At 64.7% G+C, this 15481-nt stretch carries 10 protein-coding genes, 1 pseudogene and 1 riboswitch; of the genes and pseudogenes, 9 read left to right on the top strand and 2 right to left on the bottom strand.

Annotated features, from left to right (window positions below):
- Positions 1-243 precede the first annotated feature (243 nt).
- A complete protein-coding gene (locus UAJ10_RS08305) occupies positions 244-1809 on the bottom strand; it encodes a tetratricopeptide repeat protein (protein WP_322914918.1) in 1566 nt (521 codons plus the stop codon).
- Positions 1810-2166: 357 nt separating this feature from the next.
- Here UAJ10_RS08305 and UAJ10_RS08300 point away from each other — a divergent pair, with 357 nt between their 5' ends.
- The 9 genes from UAJ10_RS08300 to cobJ all read left to right on the top strand — a co-directional run bounded on the left by UAJ10_RS08300 (position 2167) and on the right by cobJ (position 14745).
- Positions 2167-3906: a hypothetical protein gene (locus UAJ10_RS08300; RefSeq protein ID WP_322914917.1), complete on the top strand. Its 1740-nt coding sequence runs from the start codon at positions 2167-2169 to the stop codon at positions 3904-3906.
- 99 nt (positions 3907-4005) lie between these two features.
- Positions 4006-5595: a glycosyl hydrolase family 28-related protein gene (locus tag UAJ10_RS08295; RefSeq protein ID WP_322914916.1), complete on the top strand. Its 1590-nt coding sequence runs from the start codon at positions 4006-4008 to the stop codon at positions 5593-5595.
- A 111-nt stretch (positions 5596-5706) separates the two neighbouring features.
- A riboswitch (cobalamin riboswitch) is annotated at positions 5707-5938 on the top strand.
- 291 nt (positions 5939-6229) lie between these two features.
- Complete coding sequence (gene cobW, locus UAJ10_RS08290; protein WP_322914915.1) at positions 6230-7279, top strand: cobalamin biosynthesis protein CobW; 1050 nt, start codon at positions 6230-6232, stop codon at positions 7277-7279.
- A 157-nt stretch (positions 7280-7436) separates the two neighbouring features.
- Positions 7437-9668 carry a cobaltochelatase subunit CobN gene (locus UAJ10_RS08285; RefSeq protein WP_322914914.1) on the top strand — a complete coding sequence of 744 codons (2232 nt, stop codon included), beginning with the start codon at positions 7437-7439 and terminating at the stop codon, positions 9666-9668.
- Between the two features lie 122 nt (positions 9669-9790).
- Complete coding sequence (locus UAJ10_RS08280) at positions 9791-11125, top strand: cobaltochelatase subunit CobN (protein WP_322914913.1); 1335 nt, start codon at positions 9791-9793, stop codon at positions 11123-11125.
- Entirely contained in the window at positions 11122-12474 is a 1353-nt protein-coding gene (cobG, locus tag UAJ10_RS08275; RefSeq protein WP_322914912.1) for a precorrin-3B synthase, read from the top strand. The genes UAJ10_RS08280 and cobG overlap by 4 nt, the downstream gene beginning before the upstream one ends.
- 14 nt (positions 12475-12488) lie before the next feature.
- The gene (locus UAJ10_RS08270) at positions 12489-13154 is read left to right on the top strand and encodes a precorrin-8X methylmutase (protein ID WP_322914911.1); all 666 of its coding nucleotides are present in this window, start codon (positions 12489-12491) and stop codon (positions 13152-13154) included.
- A 5-nt stretch (positions 13155-13159) separates the two neighbouring features.
- Positions 13160-13954, top strand: a complete 795-nt coding sequence (locus UAJ10_RS08265) for a precorrin-2 C(20)-methyltransferase (RefSeq protein WP_322914910.1) — start codon at positions 13160-13162, stop codon at positions 13952-13954.
- Positions 13951-14745 carry a precorrin-3B C(17)-methyltransferase gene (gene cobJ, locus UAJ10_RS08260; protein ID WP_322914909.1) on the top strand — a complete coding sequence of 265 codons (795 nt, stop codon included), beginning with the start codon at positions 13951-13953 and terminating at the stop codon, positions 14743-14745. The genes UAJ10_RS08265 and cobJ overlap by 4 nt, the downstream gene beginning before the upstream one ends.
- On the opposite strand, the pseudogene UAJ10_RS08255 reads toward cobJ, so the two are convergent.
- Positions 14724-15463: pseudogene (locus tag UAJ10_RS08255) on the bottom strand (cobalt-precorrin-6A reductase). The gene cobJ and the pseudogene UAJ10_RS08255 overlap by 22 nt on opposite strands.
- Between the last annotated feature and the right edge of the window lie 18 nt (positions 15464-15481).

The following is a 15481-nucleotide window of genomic DNA, read 5'->3' as shown; positions in this document are numbered from 1 at the left end:
GGGCCGCCTTCCATTGGTGATGTTGTTCGCCGAAGCTGGAAGGAGGTTTGTGTAAATGGCGAAGTGATTTTCCCCAGAAGTTGGAGTGCGCCCCTTGGGGTGGATAGTTTCAAGCTGCGGAATTGACAGGCGGTCGCCGTCGTCGCTGCGTAAGGAATATGACCTTGATCAGATCCAACTGAACCAAGTAGGGCCATTCTTCACAGGATACGGATTTACCATGAAGAATACGATTATCATAATTTAAGTATTGGAAACGTGAATCAGGCAGTTCCGATAGTTAAAATTCTCTGGTTCAGCGCGCACCGCTTCCTGATAGGCATTTCGCGCCTCCGACAAGAGGCCGCAATCTTCAGTGATCGTACCGAGAATATACCAGTATCGCGCATCTTCCCTATCAAGCTCGCATGCTCGAAGCGCCACATCTCTTGCCTCCTCCTGGTGGGCCTGCGCCATGATTTCCGCTTGCTCGGCCCAGCTTTCGGCGAAATGGGGATCTTCCGCCACGGCTTGGCGGCAAATATCAATCGCTTCGGCCAAAGCCCCCGCATTTGCCAGACTTCTTGCCCACCGCAGAAAGATTCCCCTCGGGTTGGCCGCAGCATCGCGGGCGGCCGAAATGGCGATCTGATAATCAGCCGGGGTATTTGCATGGTCGGCCCGCGCCGCAAGTTGGGCCGAGCGGACACGCGTCAATATCTTGTCGTTGCTGCGAGGCAGGACATCGGCTTGGTGCCCATTGACCATCTGCCTAAATTGCTCAAGCGCGTCCACAACGTCCGGGCGATCATTCGACCGTGCGGCCATTTCCAGCGCATGGGTGGCCAGCCCCCAATCGGTGCGCACAACTGGATGATGGGCGCCGGCGATCAGCTGAGCCAAGCCGATGCTGGCTTTGTCCAAGGCTACGGTAGGAGCAGAATGAACGGTGCCCATGACCATCCGGTAAGCTAGCCCGAAGTCGTTTGGGCCAATCTCACGGGTCGACGCGAAATCCCCGACGCGCCCTTCAAAGGACGCACGCAATAGCCCTATCGCCCCGCTACGATCAGTCGTATCTAACTTATTCCGCGCGGCATACCAAGCCACGTTGCGATATGAAATATTGCCAATATAAGATGCTATAATGCCGTACGCGGATAGTGGCCCACAGACTGACTTGCCGTGCGACAGAAACACCATGTCAAGCAAGGCGCGTTGGATGCCGGTTAATTCGGAAATATCCATGACGTCGCGTACGGATATGGCCCGCCCCGGGAAACGCCTCCGCACGTAGTCGACACTCGTGTCATTGTCGGCTGCAATCAGCAGCTTGGATGCCACATTATCCAAGAGGTGCGCAGCGACGTCGCAGTAGGTGTCCATTTCCAGGTAGCTATCAAATCTATTTAACTGCATGCTCGTATTTGAGGTCAAATGAAGGCGCCTAATATGTATTGATGCCGAATTTTCATCATCTAACGCCTGATTCAATTGGCGCAATGCCTGGTTCATCTTTTCCGAAAATGGTAAGGACCAAAATATTTCTGAAAACTCTTCTCGAACATTGGAAAATATCTCAGATTGATCCACGACATAAAGGGCGAAGCGCCGGTCAAGAATTATGGTTTCCTGTTCCCAGTCCGGTATGCAAAATAGATCATGAATACCGTACTCGGCCTGCTCCGCGCAATTAAGCACGGTGACGTGCCGACTTCCAGTCTCAAGGCGTTTGTCATCAAGCCCGACCACACTGCGGGCCAAGAACTCGGAAGAGAAGAGATCATCCGCATCCGCGACCAATCTCTGAAACGCATCATTGGCTGTCAACCATGTGGAGCCATATGATGCGCCCGTTTTATTGGCTAACCGAATGGCATTTACCAGAGGGATTAGGCGCCCCCCAAGAAGATCACGGCGGTCAGCAATTATAGTCTTCGGCATGCGGCACCAAATGCGGTTTGGACGAAGGATATAGCCTTAATGCCACGACCGCACTCATTTTATTATCTCGCCAATCAACCATGCCGCCGCCCCTCCCCCGGGAGATTAAACCCCAGGCGCTTCAAGTAACCATATGACCGGCCTTCCGGCAACGGGGGAGGCCCATCAACTGGCGTGCCGCCACATCTTGGTATATGGTGCAGAAGCACGTTTCTTACGTAGTTGCAACAGACTGGAATTAACATGAGCACAATCGGAATTGCCTATGAAAAAAAAACCGGCGGCGGACATATAAATAGCATTGTTGGCGGCGGCTTCTATAAATCTCCCTTCGTCGAATATGTAGTAGAGAATGAGAATTACTCCGATTTATTCGAATTCATTCATGTTGACAATCTAGAAGAAGCTACATCTGAAATAATTTTGCTGCCAATAGGGGCGTATGTTAATTTTGATACCGTATCTGCGGCGGAATTATATAAAAATCAGGAATTCTTTCGTCGAGTATATGGCCTTCTGCATAAAATGCTCCGTGACCCTCGGGCGTATGTCCTGATAAATCTCTCCTGGGAATGTACACACATTCAGTATCTATCCTACATTCCGAAATTTGCGCAGCTTGTAGATTTTCCCGTCGACCGGATTGTATTTCTAGGGAACAACTCCGCCACTACCATTATGTCTGATAAGGCGCAAGTTTATGGGTATACTGCCGTTGGCGCTTGGTTCTTTGAGTTTTATACTCATATAATGCACCAAAAGGAAATGACCGAAATCGGTGATTTTCCCCTGGCGTCCCTCCAGCGCAGCCGGATGTACATCAGCTTAAATCGCCGCGTCCGACGCCATCGGGTCCTTTTAGCCAGCTACCTGCAAGCGCGCGGATTGCTCGAAAGAGGGCACTTTTCATTTGGCGGAAAAGACGCAGCGGAAATTGACAACGCCCACATTCGTCAAAATGAAATTAATGCGGCACTTACACTTGCCATGCAGCTCCATAATAGGACTGATATAGACCAGTCCCTCGGCCATATATTGAATAATGAACCTTACGTATTGGATGTTAATTTTCAGGCAGCGTATTCTGATCGGGGCATATTTAATGAAAAAGTGCTGAGCACCGGAAACGATATCAAGAATTATTTTCGAGACAGCCATTTTGCGATCATAACGGAAACAGATTTTGGTACTTCTGATTATGATTTCCTGCTAACGGAAAAGACCTACAAGGCGATATTGCTAGGCGTCCCGTTTATCGTGCTATCTGGCCCTTACAGCTTAGCAGCACTGCGCATGAGCGGCTATGAGACCTACGATTCCGTCATTGATGAGAGGTATGACACTATACGTAGTCCTCAGCATCGGTTTGCTGCGGCAATGAATTCTATTGAAGAAACAGTAGCTAAGATAGACTTGGATGCAAACGCATATATCAACGCGATTATCCCAATAGCGCAACGCAATCAGGCACGCTTCATCGCGCTGGTTCCGCAAAAAATCCGAAACTTCGTCGAAGAACTGAAAGACCGGATCAAGCGAGCAGAGACAGCCGGCTACCGCTCCTTCCCCGGCATGCTTTCCGACGGTGCACTTTCGGGCGACTTGGGAGAAGTGATTCCAGCACGGTTCGACGACGGCTTCTACCAGTTTGAAGTCGCGTTTGGCGGCAGGTGGTGCCGGGAGCAGGGCGTCCTTACCATCTGGGCTGAATCCGGAATCTGGGAATTGACTTTGCTTATAAATAAGATGCCGCCGGATCATGCGCCAACCTTTTATATAAATGATCGCCGTACCGTCCCGACATTCTCCATGACTGAAGATCGCCTAGAGGTTAAATTCCAGGCTGAGGCTCGGGGCGGATTCTTTACCGTGAAGATCGTCCCCAGAAGCACCTTCATTCCGGGCCTGGATCAACCGGGAACGGCGGATTACCGCTCGCTCGGTGCTTATGTTTTTAACATGGGCAAGCTCAGACGATTGTAATCCATGCGATAATAATTTGTCGACGCTTTGCATATCCTCACTACCGGAATTGCAAAGCGCCGGCGTTCCCCGTAATCGACATCCGATGTGGGTGGAAATATGCGAAGCGCTCCGGCCGAGGCATTTATTTGGTTCCTGTTTTCAGTCCCTTGCCTTTTTTGCGCGCATCCCACCTCGGCACAGGAAAAGGCTGTCCTGCCACAGACCCTGAATGTTCTCGAATTTGGGGCGGATCCTGCTGGCAAGCAGGATAGCGCCACCCCAATTGAAGCAGCTATTTCCGCTGCCTGCGCCAAAAGCAAAGCGGTTTCGCCAAGAACCATACATATTCCGCCTGGGTCATATAGCATATCCCACACAATCAACATAAGCTGCGATGATTTATCAATTGAAGGATCGGGAAAAGGCGTGACGACTTTATTTCCGACATCAAGTGGCGACGTATTCTTTGTGAAAAATAATGAAAAAAGCCCACGCCTGTATTCTGTTAATTTTCGGGATTTTCAAATTTATCGTACAGACGATCCGAAATCAGGCGCAGGTATTCATTATCTAAATGTTGTAGGGGGCAATATTGACCACATTTCCGTCGCCGGTCAATATATTGGCATTGAAATTGAATCCTCCCTTAGTCTGTATTTCAATGATGTCAATCCAGGCGGCAACAACAAGAGCGAGGGGTCACGGCTTTGGTGGGTGCACCGGTCCGGTCCCGATGGGGACAATCCATCAGAAAACTTCGTTGTGAACACCAATTCCCGTGCACAGCAGCGGGGAACCTACACTTACGGCATCCTGATCCAGGACACCGACGGCTTCAACATGGCCAACTATCATGTGGGCTTCACTAAAGGTCCGGCGTTAGAAGTGAAATCTCAATATCCTGGCGATGTCGCAGTCGGATTAACATTCTCCAACGGCGGCTTCGATGAGGCTCAATATTGTATCCACTCCACTCGAGCCCCTGGCGACACCGGCAATCGTGGAGCGTGGAGCTTCAACGGCGTGCTCTGCGAGCTGTCCGACCTAGATGGCTTCTACAATGACGACCCTCGTCTGACCAACGTCATCGCCATCGGATCCGCCTTTTTTCTGAACGGCCGTCACGGCTTAAATCTGTCGGCCGGCTCGGGCTTCAAGTTAGGTCAGTCCATCTTCAGCGCCAACAACCGCGAGAACCACGGCGGCGACCATGTCATGCTGTCGGGCACGGTAACCGACGTCAATCTGGACGGCAGCAGCTTTGTTCGAAGCGATGGGCGCAATCCCGTGGATTACGACGTGGTTCTGGCTGACCGCGCCGACCAGATTAGCGTCCAAGACGTCAAGCACGCGGGCGCCACCAAAGGGGATATCGATAGCCACGGAAGCGGCCAATATATCGCCCTTTCCGCCGTCTATTCAGGCCGTAGCACTACCCTGGGCGCCGACAGGTTAGCCCTGGCCGGGACGACGCCCCCCATCGGAGGTAGGCGGCTGGAGGCGGGAACATGCGCCGCCGGGATCGCCGTCGTCGCGAGCGCCCAACCTTCCATGGCGGCAATCGCCAGTCCCGCCGGGACGGATGCCGGGGACGGATTCCAGATCCGGGCTTTCGTATCGGCGCCGGGAGCGGTGACGGTGAAAGTGTGCGCCATCTCGTCTGCGACGCCGGTCACAACACGTTACAACGTCCGAGTGCTGGAGTGAAGCTGATGATCGGCGACAATTCAGATACCCCCACGCACCAGCACCAGCTGGACTTTCGAGGAAAGTCGAGGCTCGCCCACAAAGCCATCGATCGCCGCCTCCGACCCGGCGCAGTTTCGCCGGAGTGATAGTATCCTTTCGCCCTGGTCGGGGGGATAATAGGAAGTCTGGTTCGATGCCGGAGCTGCCCGCGCAACTGTATGCGGTCAATGTTGACCCACAGCCGGTCCCCAGTTGGACCTACGGTTAATGCCACTGGTGTGGACCTTGGGTCTCGACCGAGAAGGCAGGGTCGGCGTTATAATCCGCAAGCCAGGAGACTTGCTATCGCGAAGGCCCACGTCCAATCTGCCGGGATGACGGAGAAAGGGAATATCGCCATGGTCCTCCTCCCACCGAGGTTTCGTTCGCGCACCTTCCATTCGCTGTCCGCTAGAGCAAGATATGATCTTTCGTCACTGCGGCTTGCTCATAACCTGTTCATGGTAGAGTGGATTTAAACGATCAAGTGGCTTTACCTGATCGCGTTCCGCTCAAATCGGGATTATTGGCCGCATCACGCGTCGCGTCCCACCCGCCCCACTGCCGACCGAAGTGCGTCCCGTTATCCGCCTTTCGCTTGAGAGCCCCGCACATGCCGACCCCCACCGCCAAAATCCCCGCCACCGTCATCACCGGCTTCCTCGGCGCCGGCAAGACCACGCTGATTCGTGGCCTGCTGCAGAACCCCGGCGGCCGGCGCCTGGCGCTGATCATCAATGAGTTCGGCGATGTCGGCGTCGATGGCGCCGTGCTCAAGGGCTGCGGCGACGAGACCTGCCCGGAGGACCGGGTGATCGAACTGGCCAACGGCTGCCTGTGCTGCACGGTGGCGGATGATTTCGTGCCGGCGCTGGAAACGCTGCTGAACCGCGCCGACCCGCCGGACCACATTATCATCGAGACCAGCGGCCTGGCCCTGCCCAAGCCGCTGGTGCGCGCCTTCACCTGGCCGGCCGTGCGGTCCCGCGTGACGGTGGACGGCGTGGTAGCGGTGGTGGCGGCCGACGCCGTGGCGGAGGGCCGCTTCGCCCCGGATGCCGAGGCCCTGGCGCGGCAAAAGGCGGCCATGGAGGCCGGCGACGCCACGGTGGAGCATGAGACCCCCGTGCAGGAGGTGTTCGAGGACCAGGTGCTGTGCGCCGACCTGATCCTGGTCAGCAAGACCGACCTGGTGGACGAGGCCGGGCTGGCCGCTGTGGCCGAGACGGTGAAGGCCCTGCGACCCGCCGCCCCGCCACTGGTGCGCGTGGCCCATGGCGATGTCGACCCCGACGTGCTGCTGGGCCTGTCGGCCGCGGCGGAAGCCGACCTGGACGCCCGCGTCAGCCATCACGACAACGAGGAAGAGCACGACCACGACGACTTCACCAGCTTCGTGGCCGAACTGCCGTCCCAAGCCGATCCCGAGGCCCTGGTCCGCCGGCTGGTCGAGGCGGCCCAGCGCTTCGGCATCCTGCGCCTGAAGGGCTTCATCGATGTGCCGGGCAAGCCCATGCGCCTGCTGGTCCAGGGCGTGGGGAACCGTATCCAGACCAGCTATGACCGGCTGTGGGCGCCGGACGAGGCGCGACGCAGCCGCCTGGTGGTGATCGGCGAGACCGGCATGGACAGGACGGCCATCGAGGCGGCGCTGGCCGCCTGACTGGCAGCGGGTGCGGGGCGTGGACGCAAAGCGGCCCTATCCCCCATCCCCCTGCCTGTTGACCAATCCACCTGTTGAATTGACGGCGTATAGGGGCTAGAGCGGCATAACGCTCGCTTTCGTCTTTCAGTGTCGTCACACGGGTTCCGCCCCTCCCATGCACCTGCTGCCCACCCAGGCCGAGGATCTGCTGGCGTCCCCCCAAGCCGAGGATTTGGGGCAAACGCCGGCGGACTGCGTGCTGTTGTCCTTTTCCGACAGCGACCTGTCCTCGGTGGCCGCCGCCTACCACGCCCTGGGTGATGTTCCCTGGCGGCCGACCTTGCGCCTGGCCAACCTGATGCGCCTGGGCCATCCCCTGTCCGTCGACCTGTATGTCGAGGCGGTGATTTCGCGGGCCCGCCTGGTCGTGCTGCGCCTGAACGGCGGGACCGGCTATTGGCGTTATGGGCTGGAGCAGGTGGCACAGACCTGCAAGGCCCGAGGTATCCCTTTGGCCGTCCTGCCCGGCGAGGCCAAGGCCGATCCCGGCCTGGACGCCGCCGGCACCGTGGACCAGACCGCCGCCCGCCGGCTGTGGCGCTGCTTCGTTGAAGGCGGGCCCGAGAACACCGCCCGGTTCCTGGCCGAGACCGCCCATCTGCTGGGCCGGCAGCCACCCGCCACCCTCTTGGCGGGCGAGCCCACACCCTTGCCCCGATACGGGCGGCACGAGACGTGGCGCGCGCCCATCCCTGTCGAAGGCCCGCCTGCGGCGCTGGTCTTCTACCGATCGCACCTGCAGGCCGGCAACCTGGCGCCCCTGCACGCCCTGGCCGACGCCCTGGCCCGGCGCGGCCTGGCGCCCCGCCTCTATTATGTGGCCAGCCTGAAGGAAGGCCCGGCCGCCCAATGGCTGGCGGCCGAACTGGCGGCCCTGCGGCCAGCCGTGGTCCTGAACGCCACCGGATTTTCCGCGCGCCAGGGTCCGGAGGACTCATCGCCGCTGGACGCCCCCGGCGTGCCGGTGCTGCAGGCCGTGTTGTCCACGGGCACGGAGGCGCTGTGGGAAAAGGCCCGCGCCGGCTTAGGCCCGGCGGACCTCGCCATGACCGTGGTGCTGCCGGAAATGGACGGTCGGCTGCAAGGCCCCGCCATTGCCTTCAAGGCGGCGGCCGACTGGGACCCCGCCCTGGAATACGCCCCGACCTTGAGCCGCCCCCGTGCGGACCGGGTGGACGCGCTGGCCGACAAGGCGGCCGCCTGGGCCCGGCTGGCCGCCACCCCGCCGGCGGAGCGACGCGTGGCCCTGGTGCTGTCCGACTATCCCGCCCGCGGCGGCACCGGTCTGGCGCTGGGCCTGGACACGCCCGCCAGCACCCTGGCCATGCTGGCGGCCCTGGCCGGCGCCGGCTATGGCGTGGCCGGCATGCCGACCGATGGCGCCGCCCTGATGAGCGCCTTGCGCCGGCCCCTTGACGGCGACGCGCCGGGCCTGAGCCTGGGCGATTACGCCCGGCTTATGGACCCGGCGGCGCTGGCCGCCATCACCGACCAGTGGGGACCGCCCGAGGCCGATCCGCTGGCGCGCGGTGGCGCGCTGCGCTTTCGCGTCCAACCCTGCGGCAACCTGCTGGTGGCGGTGCAGCCCAGCCGGGGCCAGGGCGTCCTCGACAGCGCCGCCCACCATGACCCCGATACCCCCCCCAGCCACGGCTACGCCGCCTTTCACCTGTGGCTGCGCCATGTGGTGGACATCCATGCCCTGGTGCAGGTGGGCGCCCACGGCACCCTGGAATGGTTGCCCGGCAAGGCCGTGGCGCTGTCCGCCGACTGCTGGCCTGAGCGACTGGCCGGCCCCCTGCCCGTCCTCTACCCCTATATCGTCAGCAATCCCGGTGAGGGCGTACAGGCCCGCCGCCGCCTGGGCGCGGTGCTGGTGGGCCACCTGCCGCCGCCGCCGGTGCCGGCGGGCTTGCATGGCGATCTGGCAGCCCTGGAGCAGGCACTGGATGAATATGCCCAGGCGCAAAGCCTGGACCCGCGCCGCCTTCCCACCCTGCGGGCCCGCATCCGCGACCTGGCGTGGGAGGCCGGCGTCACCCGTGACCTGAACCTGCCCGCCGATCTGGTCACGGGCGACCTGCCCGACGAGGCCCTGGCCCGGCTGGATGCCCACCTGTGCGACATCAAGGAGATGCAGATTCGCGACGGCCTGCATGTCTTCGGGGCGACGCTGGACGACGGCGCCCAGGCCGCCTTCCTGGCCGCCATGGCCCGCTTCCCCCGTCGTGACCGGCCGGCACTGACCGAGGCGCTGGCCCGCGACCTGGGCCTGGGCGGCACGCTGGAGGACCTGTTCACCGGCGACGCCGCCCCCCCTGGCCCCATCCCATGCCGGCTGTGTTAGCCGCGCGGACCGGGGCAGCCCCCAGCGTCGGTCGGGTTCGAGCGGCACTGGACGGCCTAGTACGGGACTTGGTGGCCGGCACTCTCATTCCGTATCCGGAATGGTCAAGGGCTGCTGACGTCTTGGCTGCCCTGCGGGTCGAGGTGGCTCCCCTGTTGGCCGCCAGCGGTCCGGCGGAAATGAAGGCCCTGCTGGCCGGCCTGGACGGTCGCTTCGTCCCACCCGGCCCCGGCGGGTCGCCTGCGCGCGGCCGGGCCGATGTGCTGCCCACCGGCCGCAACCTCTACGCCATCGACCCCCGCGCCGTGCCCACGCCCAGCGCCTGGGCCCTGGGCTGGAAGGGGGCGGATGCCGTGCTGACCCGTCATCTGCAGGACCAGGGCGACTGGCCCCGGCAGTTGGTGGTCGACTGCTGGGGCAGCCCCACCCTGCGCACCGGCGGCGAGGAACTGGCCCAGGCCCTGGCCCTGATGGGCGTGCGCCCCCTGTGGGAAGCCGGCAGCGGCCGGGTCACGGGCGTGGAGATACTGCCGGCCACGGTGCTGGGCCGGCCGCGCGTGGATGTGACCCTGCGCATCTCCGGCCTGTTCCGTGACATGTTCCCGGCGCAACTGGCGCTGTTCGACCAGGCGGCGCGCAAGGTCGCCGGGCTGGAGGAGCCGGACGCCGTGAACCCCCTGGCCGCCGCCGTGCGCGCCGACCGGAACGCGCTGATGGCCGGCGGCCTGGCGGCGGACGCGGCCGAGCGCCACGCCACGGCCCGCGTCTACGGCGCCGCCCCCGGCGGCTACGGCACCGGCCTGGCGCAACCGTTGGCCACCGGCGACTGGCAGGCCCGCGACCAATTGGGCGCCGCCTATCTCGACACCGGCTGCCACGCCTACGGCCTGGACCTGGATGGCGTGGCCTTGCCCGCCCTGTTCCGCCGGCGCGTGGGCCTGGCCGATGCCCTGGTGCACATCCAGGACCAGCGTGAGACCGATGTGCTGGACAATGACGGCATGACCCAGTTCGAGGGCGGGTTCGCCGCCGCCGCTGGCCTGCTGGGCGGCGACCCCATCCTTTATCATGTCGACAGCGCCGAACCGGAGCGCATCGTGCCCCGCACCCTGGCGGAGGAGGCCACGCGCGTGGTGCGCGGCCGCGCCGCCAACCCCCGCTGGATAGACGGTCAGCGCCGCCATGGCCACAGCGGGGCCGCCAATCTGGCCCGCGCGGTGGATGGCGCCGTGGCCCTGGCTGCGCTGACGGGCGCCGTGCGATCCCATCAGGTGGACAGCCTCTATGATGCCTATGTGGCGGATGGCGAAACCTGGGCCTTCATGTCGAATAGCAACCCCGACGCCGCCCGCCAGATGCTGGACCGGTTCGATGAGGCCTTGCGGCGCGGCCTTTGGCACCCCCGGCGCAACTCCACGCCCGAGGACCTGGCCCGCCTGCGGGAGGAGCTGACATGACCGCCGCCGCCATCAACCCGCCACGCGTGCGCGGCGCCTGCCCCGGTGCCCTGGTGCCCATGGCCGTGGCCGACGGCCTGCTGGTGCGCCTGCGCATTCCTGGCGGCAGGCTGCCAGGACCGACCGCCGCATCAATCTGTGGTCTGGCCGAACGCCACGGCAACGGCCTGGTGGATTTGAGTCAGCGCGCCAATCTGCAGATCCGCGGCGTGACCGAGGCGAGCTTGCCGGCCCTGACCGACGCCCTGCGCGACCTGGGCCTGGTCAACGGCGACCCGGCGGCGGAGCGAATCCGCAACGTGCTGTGCAGCCCCACCTGCGGGCTGGATCCGGCCTGCGCGCCCGTGCGCCCCTTGGCACTGGCACTGGACGCCGCCTTGGCGGACAGCCCCGACTTGTGGGCCTCCCTGCCAGCCAAGTTCAGCTTCGTCCTGAACGGCGGCGGCCAAGCGCCCCTGGCCGACGCCGTCGGCGACATCCGCTTCGACGCCCTGCCTGGCACCGAACTGTTCCGGGTGGCGGTGGGCGGTGACCAGGCTGGCGCCACGCCCTTGGGCGCCTGCGCCGCCGACGCGGTGGTGGACACGGCAGTCACCCTGGCCCGCGCCTTCCTCAGCCACTCCGCCGGCCGCCACCGGCGTCTGGCCTCGCTGGTGGCGGCGGAGGGCGCGGCTGGCCTGGCTGCGCACATTTCCCCGGCCCCAGTGCCCATCGACATCGGTTTGCCCGGCCTGCACCTAGACCAGGTACTGGGCGCGCACGCCCGTTGGACGGGCCTGGCCTTTCCCTTTGGCGGCCTGGGCGTCGAATGGCTGGCGCTCATCGCCAACAAGACACCGGCCTTGCGCCTGACGCCCTGGCGCGCCCTGCTGCTGGAAGGGAACGGCGGTGACGACCCGGTGGATGTCTTCCAGCCGCTGGGCTTCATCCTGGCGCCGGAGGATCCCCGCCTGGCCTTGTCCGCCTGCAGCGGGCGGGGCGCCTGTGATTCGGGGCTGACGGACGCGCGGAGGGATGCGTTGGCCCTGGCCCAGGTGGCGCCCCGGCTGCTGGCGCGCGGGCATATCCACGTCTCCGCCTGCGCCAAGGGCTGCGCCCATCCCGCGCCGGCGCTGGTCACGCTGACGGCGCGGGAAGATCAGGCCTATGATGTCGGCCTGTTGGCCGCCGCCGGCGGGGCGACGCAATGGCGCGGCGTGACGCCGGCCCGCGCGACATCGCTGGTGGCGGCGCTGGAAGCTGTCTATACCCACCGGATGCGGGTGGATGAGGATCCGGCCGCCTTCATCACCCGCCTGGGCGGGCCGGCCGAACTGGCCGCCCTGGTCGAGGCCACTGTCGTCGCGTAGAGGAAGCCGCCCCCGTGTCCAGTCCCAAGTCCCATAGCCGAGGCGCGCCCCCGCAGTACGATTACATTCGCGATGGCGCCGCCATCTATGCACGGTCGTTCGCCATCATCCGGGAAGAGGCCAGGCTGGACCATCTGCCGGAGGACCTGCGCGCCGTGGCCGTGCGCATCATCCATGCGGCGGGCCTGGTGGAAACCGCGGAGCATCTGCTGTTCTCCACCGACGTCGGGGCGGCCGCCCGCGCCGCCCTGCGCGCCGGCGCGCCCATCCTGTGCGACGCCCAGATGGTGGCGCACGGCGTCACCCGCGCCCGCCTGCCCGCCGATAACGCCGTCATCTGCACCCTGACCGACCCCACCGTGCCCGCCTTGGCGGGTGAGCTGGGCACCACCCGCTCCGCCGCGGCGCTGGAACTTTGGCGGCCCCATCTGGCGGGGGCGGTGGTGGCCATCGGCAACGCCCCCACCGCCCTGTTCCACCTGCTGGAGATGATCGCGGCAGGCGCCCCGCGTCCCGCCGCCATCCTGGGCTTCCCCGTCGGCTTCGTGGGGGCGGCGGAGAGCAAGGACGCGCTGGCGGCCAACCCCTGGGGCCTGCCCTATCTGGCCGTGGCCGGCCGGCGGGGCGGCAGCGCCATGGCGGCGGCGGCGGTCAACGCCCTGGCGTCGGACCGGGAGTGAGCGGCATGAACACCATTACCCCCGGCACCCTGCCCCCTGGCACGTTATACGGCATCGGCACCGGCCCTGGTGACCCCGAGCTGATGACCCTGAAGGCGGTCCGCCTGCTGCGGTCCTGCCCCGTGGTAGCCTATTTCGCCAAGCGCGGCGGGCCAGGCCAGGCCCGGCGCATCGCCGCAAGCCACCTGGACGGCACCCATGAAGAGGTGCCCATGGTCTACCCCGTCACCACCGAGCTGCCGCCGGACAGCCCCGCCTACGCCGCCGCCATCGAGGGCTTCTTCGATGAGCAGGCGGCGCGGCTGGCCGCCCTCCTGGCCGCCGGCAAGTCGGTGGCGGTGCTGAACGAGGGCGACCCCTTCTTCTACGGGTCCTACATGCACCTGCACCTGCGGCTGGCGCACCGCTTCCGCGTGGAGGTGGTGCCGGGCGTGCCCTCGCTGCTGGGCTGCGCCGCGCAACTCCCCATTCCCCTGACCATCCGCGACGACGTGCTGTCGGTCATCCCCGGCACTCTGGGCGAGGCGGATCTGGCCGCCGCCCTGGGCCGCGCCGACGCGGCGGCGGTGATGAAACTGGGCGGCAACCTGCCCAAGGTGCGCCGGGTGATCGAAAGCCTGGGCCTGACCAGCCGTGCCTGGTATGTGGAGCGCGGCACGACCGAAACGCAGCGGGTGCATCCCCTGGCCGAGGCCCCGGACGTCGCCCCCTACTTCGCCATGATCCTCATCCCCGGCCAGGGCAAGCGCGGCGACGTGCTGACGGCACGCCAGGCGACCAAGTCCGAGGTAGCTGAATGAGCGCCCTCGGTTCGCTGACGGTCGTGGGTTTGGGCCCCGGCCCCGACCGCTGGCTGACGCCGGAGGTGGCGGACGTGCTGGCCCAATCCACCGACCTGGTGGGCTACGGCCCCTATCTCGACCGTATCCCCCACAGCTTCCACCGCCGCCACGGCTCCGACAACCGGGTGGAGCTGTCACGGGCGCGCCTGGCGCTCGACCTGGCAGTGTCGGGCCGCAAGGTGGCCCTGGTGTCGGGGGGCGACCCCGGCGTCTTCGCCATGGCGTCCGCCCTGTTCGAGGCGCTGGAGTCCAGCGACGACCCCGCCTGGGCCGAGGTGCCGGTGCGGGTGTGCCCCGGCGTCTCCGCCATGCTGGCGGCGGCCGCGCGGGTGGGCGCGCCGCTGGGGCACGACTTCTGCGTCTTGTCCCTGTCGGACAACCTGAAACCGTGGGAGGTGGTGCTGAAGCGCCTGCGCCTGGCGGCGGAGGCCGATTTCGTCATCGCCCTCTACAACCCCATCTCCAAGGCACGGCCTTGGCAGCTGGGTGCCGCGCTGGACACCCTGCGCACCATGAAGGATGCGGCGACGCCGGTGGTGCTGGCCCGGGCCGTGGGACGGCATGACGAGGACGTGACCATCACCACCCTGGCCGACTGCGACCCGGCCACGGCCGACATGCGCACCCTGGTGCTGATCGGGTCCAGCCAAACCCGGCTACTGCCGCGCAAGGGCGGCGGCAAAGGGGGCGATGGCTTGGGCGACGTCTGGGTTTACACGCCGCGCAGCTATACGGCGGAGGTGCCGTGAGCGGCCAGCCAGGCCATAGCGTCGGACGCGGCGTAGAAGCGGGGTGCAGTCCCCGCCGGTGGCCGGTCGACCATGACCACGGGCAGCCCCAGGGATCGTGCCGCCTGCAACTTGGCCGCCGTGGCATCGCCGCCGCTGTTCTTGGTCACCAGCGTGCCGACGGCATGGGTGCGCATCAGGGCCATTTCCCCCCGGCCGTGTAGGGGCCCCGGTCCAACACCAGGACGGCGCCGGCCGGCAAGGCGTCCGGCGGGTCCACGGCGCGCACCAGGAATCGGCGATCCAGGGCCAGGAAGGGCTCCAGCTCCTGCCGGCCCACGGTAAGGAAGATGGTGTCGGACAGGGCGGTGAGCGCCTGGGCGGCGGCGGTCATGGTGGGCACCACGCGCCAGTCGTCGCCCGCGCCGGCCGTCCAGGGGCGGCGGGTCAGCACCGCCAGGGGGACACGGGCGGTGGTGCAGGCCGCCTCGGCATTGGCGCTAATCTGGTCGGCGAAGGGATGGGTGGCGTCGATGACGGCCCGAACGCCCTCCGCCCGCAGATAATCCGCCAAGCCCGCGGCCCCGCCAAAGCCACCGATGCGCGTGGGCAGGGGCTGCGGCGCCGGGTCGCGCGTGCGGCCAGCCAGCGACAGCGTGGCCTGGAAACGATCGTCACCCGCCAGCAGACCCGCCAGCTGTCGCGCCTCCGTCGTGCCGCCCAGCACCAGTACCCGCATCGCCCCATCCCCGTTCCG

The sequence above is a fragment of the Nitrospirillum guaranorum genome, from assembly GCF_034653275.1.
Classification (GTDB): Bacteria; Pseudomonadota; Alphaproteobacteria; order Azospirillales; family Azospirillaceae; genus Nitrospirillum.
Note: the sequence above shows the minus strand (reverse complement) of the source record. Positions and strands in the feature narration are given on the sequence as shown.